Consider the following 1,605-nt stretch of genomic DNA (forward strand, 5'->3'; position numbering starts at 1 on the left):
TGGCTCTTGCGACTTCCATATGGACTTTTGTCACCAATGGGCAAGTCGCATCAAAGACGGTTAATTCACGTACTTTAGCTTCTTGTCGAACCGCCTGAGATACACCATGGGCCGAAAAAATGACAATCTGGCCATCTGGCACTTCATCCAGTTCTTCCACAAACACCGCACCGCGCTGCTTTAGCCCTTCGACCACAAAGCGGTTATGCACCACTTCATGACGCACGTATATCGGCGCTTCATAGATTTCAAGTGCGCGTTCCACAATGCTAATGGCACGGTCTACACCGGCACAAAAGCCACGTGGGTTAGCTAAAAGAATTTTCATGTCTTTACTCATGCGAGTTCATCTCAATGTTCGATATTTTACGATAACTTATTCAACAGACAAAATGTCGACTTCGAAGGTCACATCTTGCCCGGCAAGAGGGTGATTAAAATCAACCGTGACAGAGTCGCCCGCGATATCAGTGATAATCCCCGGGATCTCCGCGCCATCAGGGCCAGAGAATGCCATAACCGTCCCCACTTCGACTTCTGCATCACCGACAAACTTTGCTCTGTCCATGTAATGAATATTGTCTGGATTTGGCATGCCGAATGCGTCGATTGCTTTAAGCTCAATGGCCTTTTTCTCTCCCGCTGACAAGCCCACTAAGCATTGCTCAAAGTTATCACTTAGGCTGCCATCACCAATGATCAATTTTGCAGGTTTCCCCATGTTCTGAGTACTATCGGCTACAGAGCCATCTTGCAGTTTAATGGTGAAATGAAGCGTTACTGCTGAGTCTTTTTTTATGGTCGCCACGTTTCTTCTCTTCCTTGTTGTGTGATCTTGTTGTGTGATAGAAGTGCAGGGTAAACAAAAAGCGCCATCTGAACAACAGACAGCGCTTAGGGTTATTTCAATTTTGAAGGGCTGGGCGAATTTTAAATGGCCTTAATCACGCTTTTTTTGTCTGATTTTTTTTACGAAAACCATCCAATATGATCATAGCCGCACCGATACAAATCGCGGCATCAGCGAGATTGAACGCTGGCCAATGGTAGTTTCCCCAATAGAAATCCAGGTAATCGACAACAAAACCATGAACAATACGATCAAATACATTCCCAACAGCACCACCAATGATCATGGCATAAGCGATATTATTCCACTTCTCGGTTGCGGGTAACTTACTCATCCAGTAAGTGAGCATGCCTGTAACAATAAAGGCGATGGTAGAAAAAAACCAACGCTGCCAACCGGGCTGATCAGCGAGAAAGCTAAAAGCTGCTCCGTAATTGTGTACATGCAATAGATTAAAGAATGGCAAGACCTCGATTCGGTTTGCCCAGCCATACCCCATATGCTCAAGAACAACGAATTTTATGCCTATATCAGCAAAAAAAATGACCATCGCAAGCCATAGCCAACGAACGCCTGAATGTTTTAGTGTGATTGCTTGTTCGTTCATAATCTTCCTAAAAAATAACCCCAGTTGATACTGGGGCTATGAAAACAATAAAAAGTTCACTTATGTTTCAAATGCAAACAAGGTTTATGCGCATAACGGTTATGCGAATTTACGCACTTCACCTTCGCCTTCCACGTTAGACACACAA

General features: G+C 44.4%; 2 protein-coding genes and 1 pseudogene. All 3 read right to left on the minus strand.

From position 1 onward, the window contains the following. Positions 1-340 (minus strand): annotated as a pseudogene (ispH, locus tag ACP45E_RS20010) (4-hydroxy-3-methylbut-2-enyl diphosphate reductase); the annotation flags it as partial. A gap of 36 nt (positions 341-376) precedes the next feature. Continuing rightward, positions 377-808, minus strand: a complete 432-nt coding sequence (gene fkpB, locus ACP45E_RS20015) for an FKBP-type peptidyl-prolyl cis-trans isomerase (RefSeq protein WP_017035460.1) — start codon at positions 806-808, stop codon at positions 377-379. Positions 809-944: 136 nt separating this feature from the next. Next, a complete protein-coding gene (lspA, locus tag ACP45E_RS20020) occupies positions 945-1,457 on the minus strand; it encodes a signal peptidase II (RefSeq protein WP_017035461.1) in 513 nt (170 codons plus the stop codon). Positions 1,458-1,605: the final 148 nt, after the last annotated feature.

It is taken from the genome of Vibrio genomosp. F10 str. 9ZD137 (assembly GCF_049974785.1).
Lineage (GTDB): Bacteria > Pseudomonadota > Gammaproteobacteria > Enterobacterales > Vibrionaceae > Vibrio.

What these genes read in the sequence shown, in the direction of transcription:
- lspA (WP_017035461.1), bottom strand. Translation starts at nt 1,457, where the DNA reads ATGAACGAACAAGCAATCACACTAAAACATTCAGGCGTTCGTTGGCTA.